Below are 6,303 nucleotides of genomic sequence, written 5' to 3' on the forward strand. Positions count from 1 at the left end.
ACGTCAAAATGTCGCAATACGTCATCGCCATTGACCAGGGAACCACCAGCTCGCGTGCCATCGTGTTCGATCACTCAGGCAACATTGTCTCCACCGGCCAGATGGAGCACGAGCAGATCTTCCCCCAAGCCGGTTGGGTAGAGCACAACCCGGTGGAGATCTGGGACAACGTCAGGGAGGTCGTCGGCTCTGCGTTGTCGAAGGCCAACCTGACCCGGCACGACATCGCAGCCGTCGGCATCACCAACCAGCGCGAAACCGCCGTCGTGTGGGACAAGAACACGGGCGAGCCCATCTACAACGCGATCGTCTGGCAGGACACCCGCACGCAGCCCATCGTGGACGAGCTGGCCCAGGACGGCGGCCCAGAGCGCTTCAAGCAAAAGGTCGGCCTTCCCCTGGCAACTTACTTCTCCGGAACCAAGATCAAGTGGATCCTGGACAACGTTGAAGGAGCGCGGGCCAAGGCCGAAGCCGGGGACCTCATCTTCGGCAACACCGACTGCTGGGTCCTGTGGAACCTGACAGGCGGCGTGGACGGCGGCGTACACGCCACAGACGTCACCAACGCCTCGCGCACCATGTTCATGGACCTGGACACCTTGCAATGGGACCAGGACATCCTCGACGCGTTCGGCGTGCCGGCGTCAATGATGCCCGCCATCAAGTCCTCCTCCGAGGTCTACGGCACGGTGCACACCTCGCAGTTGCTGCGCGAAGTGCCCGTCGCAGGCATCCTGGGCGACCAGCAGGCGGCAACCTTCGGCCAGGCGGCGTTCCAGGCGGGCGAAGCCAAGAACACCTACGGCACCGGTTGCTTCCTGATCTTCAACACGGGCGAGGAGATCGTCCACTCGAAGAACGGCCTGCTGACCACGCTGGGCTACAAGCTGGGCGACGCGAAACCGCACTACGCATTGGAAGGCTCCATCGCCGTCACGGGATCACTGATCCAGTGGCTCCGCGACAACCTCGGCCTGATCAGCTCCGCTCCCGAAGTGGAGACGCTAGCGGCAGGCGTCGAGGACAACGGCGGTGTCTACATCGTGCCCGCGTTCTCCGGACTGTTCGCCCCGTACTGGCGTGCCGACGCCCGCGGTGCCATCGTTGGCCTGACCCGTTTTGCCAACAAGGGCCACATCGCCCGCGCGGCACTCGAGGCCACCGCATTCCAGACCCGCGAGGTGCTCGACGCCGTCAACGCGGACTCGGGCGTTCCGCTGACTGAGTTGAAGGTCGACGGCGGAATGGTCGCCAATGAGGCGCTCATGCAATTCCAAGCCGACATCCTGGGCGTGCCTGTGGTCCGTCCGAAGGTCGTGGAAACCACGGCCTTGGGTGCCGCTTACGCGGCGGGCCTCGCCGTCGGCTTCTGGAAAGACCTCGGCGAACTCAGCTCCAACTGGGGCGAGGACAAGCGCTGGGAGCCGCAGCTTCCGGCCGAAGAGCAGGAGCGGCAGATGCGCCTGTGGAAGAAGGCTGTTACCAAGTCCATGGATTGGGTGGACGAGGACGTTAAGTAGGTCTCACCTCGGTTGAGGGAGGCCGCACTTGCCCCGCCCGTCCCCAGCTGCTCCCAACGCTCGCAAGCTCGCATCGGGGCCCTCGCAGCTGTGGGCCCATCGCGGTGCCCACCACACCCGGGCGAAGTGCGGCCTCCCTCAACCTTCACCTACGCGCAGCCGTTGAAACCACGCCAAGGGCTTGGTGCGGTAAGGTGGCTTTATGCGTGCGATCCTTCTGCTTAGCTAGCCGCCCGGTATACGTCGATCTAAAGCATCGCGAACCGAGCGGCCGCCCCTCCTTGCCGAGGGGCTTTTGTGTGTCCGGGACCTTCCGGGGCCCGGAGCAGGAGGCAAAACCGTCATGGAAGAACAGAAGAGGGCAGCAGTGAGCGTTCAGCCGGAGACAGAAACCGGAGCACAGTCAACAGTGGCAGGCGAGACGCCCGAGGAGGGTGTCTACAGCTTCGCCTCGATGGAGGCCAAGTGGCCGCAGGTCTGGGAAGACCTCAAAGTCTTCACTCCTGTCGACGACGGCTCCCGCGAGCGGCGCTACGTCCTGGACATGTTCCCGTACCCTTCAGGCGACCTCCACATGGGCCACGCTGAGGCCTTCGCGATGGGCGACGTCGTGGCGCGATACCTCCGCCAGAAGGGTTTCGACGTCTTGCACCCCATCGGCTGGGACTCCTTCGGCCTGCCCGCGGAGAACGCCGCCATCAAGCGCAATGCACACCCCAGCGAGTGGACGTACGCAAACATCGACACGCAGGCCGCGTCGTTCAAGCGTTACGCGATCTCTGCCGACTGGTCCCGCCGGCTGCACACTTCGGACCCGGAGTACTACCGCTGGACGCAGTGGCTGTTCAAGCGGTTCTACGAGCGCGGGCTGGCCTACCGCAAGGATTCCCCGGTTAACTGGTGCCCGAAGGACCTGACCGTCCTGGCGAACGAGCAGGTAGTCAACGGCGCGTGCGAACGCTGCGGGACCCCTGTCACGAAGAAGTCCCTGAATCAGTGGTACTTCAAGATCACCGATTATGCCGACCGTTTGCTCGACGACATGTCCGAGCTCCAGGGACACTGGCCCGAGCGGGTGCTGGCAATGCAGCGCAACTGGATTGGCCGCTCTGAGGGTGCCCACGTCCGGTTCGCGATCGAAGCCACGGACGGCCGTCCCGAACGCGAAGTCACTGTCTTCACCACGCGCCCGGACACCCTGTACGGGGCAACGTTCTTCGTCGTCGCCGCGGACGCGCACCTGGCGCTGGACTTGGTCACGCCCGAACAACACGATGCCCTCATGGCGTACCGCGAAAAGGTCAAGGCCCTGTCGGACATCGAGCGCCAGTCCACTGAGCGCGAGAAGACCGGCGTGTTCACCGGCCGCTACGCCATCAACCCGCTCAACGGCGAAAAACTGCCCGTGTGGGCAGCCGACTACGTGCTCGCCGACTACGGCACGGGCGCCATCATGGCAGTGCCTGCGCACGACCAGCGCGACCTCGACTTCGCCCGCGCGTTTGACCTGCCGGTGCGTCCGGTCCTCAACACCGGCGGGGAAGATCCGGCGGAGACCGGCATTGCGACCGCCGGCGAGGGCACCCTGATGAACTCCGGCGAACTGGACGGTTTGTCCAAGGCCGATGCCATCCCCGCAGCCATCGACATCCTGGAGAAGCTGGGCACAGGGGAGAAGTTCGTCAACTTCCGCCTGCGCGACTGGCTCCTGAGCCGCCAGCGTTTCTGGGGTACCCCGATCCCCATCATCCATTGCGCCGAATGCGGCGAAGTGCCGGTGCCGGACGATCAGCTGCCTGTCACGCTGCCCGAAAACCTGCGCGGCGAGGCGCTGTCGCCGAGGGGCACGTCACCCCTGGCCGCGGCGCTGGAATGGGTCAACGTCGAGTGCCCGAACTGCGGACGCGCCGCCCAGCGCGACACGGACACGATGGACACGTTCGTGGACTCTTCCTGGTACTTCCTGCGCTTCGTGTCCCCGCACTTCACCGAGGGACCGTTCGATCCTGCCAAGATCAACGACTGGATGCCGGTCGGCCAGTACGTGGGCGGCGTCGAGCACGCCATCCTCCACTTGCTGTACGCGCGATTCTTCACCAAGGTCATCCACGACATGGGCATGCTCGACGCGGACGAACCCTTTAGCGCCTTGCTCAACCAGGGGCAGGTCCTCAACGGCGGCAAGGCCATGAGCAAGTCCCTCGGCAACGGCGTGGACCTTGGCGAGCAACTGGATAAGTTCGGCGTCGACGCCGTCCGCCTGACCATGGTCTTCGCGTCGCCGCCGGAGGACGACGTCGACTGGGCGGACGTCTCGCCGTCGGGCTCCGCGAAGTTCCTCGCCCGCGCCTGGCGCCTTGGCCAGGATGTCGCAAGCGAGCCCGGCGTCGATGTCTCCACTGGTGACCGCACGCTGCGCACCGTCACCCACAGGACCATTGCCGACGCCGCTGAGCTGTTGGACAACAACAAGTTCAACGTCGTGGTCGCCAAGCTGATGGAGCTCGTCAACGCGACCCGCAAGACCATCGACTCCGGTGCCGGTGGCGCAGACCCCGCCGTCCGTGAAGCCGCCGAGGCCGTGGCGGTCATCCTGAGCCTCTTCGCGCCATACACGGCCGAGGACCTGTGGAACCAGTTGGGCCACCCGGCCTCCGTGGCGAACGCCGGCTGGCCTTCCCACGATCCTTCGCTTCTGGTCCAGGACACCGTGACGGCCGTCGTGCAGGTCCAGGGCAAGGTCCGCGACCGTTTGGACGTCTCGCCGGACATCAGTGAGGATGAGCTGCGAGAGCTCGCTCTCGCAAGCGAAAACGTACAGCGTGCACTCGATGGCCGCGGCATCCGCACGGTGATCGTGCGCGCGCCTAAACTGGTGAACATCGTCCCGGCCTAGTCGGGAAACGGGCGCCCCCCCCCCCCCCCCGCCACCAGCTCCAGGAGGCTCCCTTGACGGACCGCGAACCACCCGCTTGGTTGTGGCTCAAGGAACGTTTGGCCCGCCTGCGCCAGTCCACGACGCCGGGACGCGCCGGAGCAGAGCCGGCGCGCGTCGTGCGCATCGCCGTCGTCACCGACTCGGCTGCCGCTCTGCCGGCCGAGTGGGTCAAGGCTTTCGTCGCGGACGGCCGCCTCGCCGTCGTGCCGATGCCCGTCATGGTGGGCGAAGAGATCTACGGCGAGGGGGAGGACGACATCACCCAGACGCTCGCGCTGGCCCTGGCCGCGGGATCGTCCGTAAAGACTTCACGTCCTTCACCCGGCCAGTTCGAACAGGCTTATCTAGCCGCACGGGACCGCGGTTTCGAAGCCGTCGTCTCCATCCACATTTCCGCTGGGTTGTCCGGCACCGCGGACGCCGCCAGGCTGGCTGCGCAACGCGTCTCCATTCCGGTCGAAGTCATTGACTCCCGCACCGTAGGAATGGCTCAAGGCATGGGCGTCCAAAGCGCGCTGGTTGCCGCCGCGGACGGCCGTTCGGCAGCCGAAGTCCGGCACTTTGCCGAGGAGCGATTGGGCCGCACCAAGGTCTACTTCTATGTGCCGAGCCTTGAGCAGCTTAGGCGCGGGGGTCGTATCGGCGCTGCTGCGTCTTGGCTCGGGACAATGCTGTCCATCAAGCCGATCCTCGCGGTCGCCGACGGCAAGATCGTACCGCTCGAGAAGGTGCGCTCGGCTGCGAAGGCCGTTGCCCGGCTGGAAGAAATCGTTGCCGCCGATGTCAATTCCCGGCCGCCAGGACAATCGCGGCTCGCCGTGCATCACTTTGGAAACCTGGCAGAGGCAGAGAGGCTCGCGGCCCGGCTCGGCGAGGGGTGCCCCGATTGCCCGCCTGCACAGATCAGCGCACTGCCGGCCGTTCTCGCGGCCCACGCCGGGCTCGGCGTATTGGCCGTGGTTGTGGGGGAAAGCAGTACGCCTGGCGCCGCGACGCTTTTGGGTGACAGCGCGAAAGCCGCAACGGATCCGGCGAACACTATGCGGAGCCTCCCCTAACCGCGTCAATCTGCGCGGGCGGAGGTCCTGAGCTTTTTGCTGGTCCGTCGTTAGCTCCATGAAAATGGGCATAACCCCTAACTGCCGCCACACTTTCGAATGGCGGCGCTAGGCGTAAGTCTTCAAATGAGTTGATCGGCCGCCTACCGGCCGCCCCACGGATGGAGGAAGATTCCGGGGTCGCCCGGTGACCCCGCGTTGACTTGGTGCGGTTGGAGCCCGCAAGTGAGTTTGGCGACCGGAGGCCGCTGACAGGAACTTCGGTTTGCTGCTTCGAGCACGTGAGTCAGACTCTTTCGTCCTGCAGGCCAGCCAGGAGGCCGGCGAAACGGCAACAAAGCACTCAGAGCTGCCCTGGGCAACGTGGCGATGGGCGCGGCCCGGACCAAAAACATCTACCTCCGCGAACGCTACTACCGCCTCGCTGCCAGACGAGGCAAACAACGAGCCATCGTCGCGATCGAGCATTCTCTCCTCACCGCGATCTGGCACGTGCTCATGAACAACCTCGACTACCTTGAACTCGGACCCGACCACTTCACCCGACGCGAGCCCACCCATGTCATGCGCCGCATCACCAAACACGCCAACGCACTCGGCCTGACCGTCCGTTTCGACCCCATCCATCAGACCGCAGCGGCAACCTGAAGCGACTCACCATCCATTTTCGAGTCAGGCAATGCGCATCCTGAGCGACGGACTTATTTTGTCGTAGCCTCCTGGCAGAGTGTTTCCATGGAAGCGATCGGATGCGTCGACACCCGGCAGGGCCTTGGGGCCGGTG

The 6,303-nt window shown here is 65.1% G+C and carries 4 protein-coding genes; all 4 read left to right on the forward strand.

Annotated elements, in window-relative coordinates:
- Positions 1 to 8 precede the first annotated feature (8 nt).
- The 4 genes from glpK (at position 9) to AC3WJM_RS16570 (ending at position 6,167) form a co-directional block, all read left to right on the forward strand.
- Positions 9 to 1,523 carry a glycerol kinase GlpK gene (gene glpK, locus AC3WJM_RS16555; protein ID WP_492272409.1) on the forward strand — a complete coding sequence of 505 codons (1,515 nt, stop codon included), beginning with the start codon at positions 9 to 11 and terminating at the stop codon, positions 1,521 to 1,523.
- 367 nt (positions 1,524 to 1,890) lie between these two features.
- Positions 1,891 to 4,419 carry a leucine--tRNA ligase gene (gene leuS, locus AC3WJM_RS16560; RefSeq protein WP_307054008.1) on the forward strand — a complete coding sequence of 843 codons (2,529 nt, stop codon included), beginning with the start codon at positions 1,891 to 1,893 and terminating at the stop codon, positions 4,417 to 4,419.
- Positions 4,420 to 4,472: 53 nt separating this feature from the next.
- Positions 4,473 to 5,519 carry a DegV family protein gene (locus tag AC3WJM_RS16565; protein WP_492272410.1) on the forward strand — a complete coding sequence of 349 codons (1,047 nt, stop codon included), beginning with the start codon at positions 4,473 to 4,475 and terminating at the stop codon, positions 5,517 to 5,519.
- 363 nt (positions 5,520 to 5,882) lie between these two features.
- Positions 5,883 to 6,167, forward strand: coding sequence for a hypothetical protein (locus AC3WJM_RS16570; RefSeq protein ID WP_332602186.1), 285 nt, complete (start codon positions 5,883 to 5,885; stop codon positions 6,165 to 6,167).
- Positions 6,168 to 6,303: the final 136 nt, after the last annotated feature.

Source organism: Arthrobacter sp. FW306-1B-G06A (genome assembly GCF_058781765.1).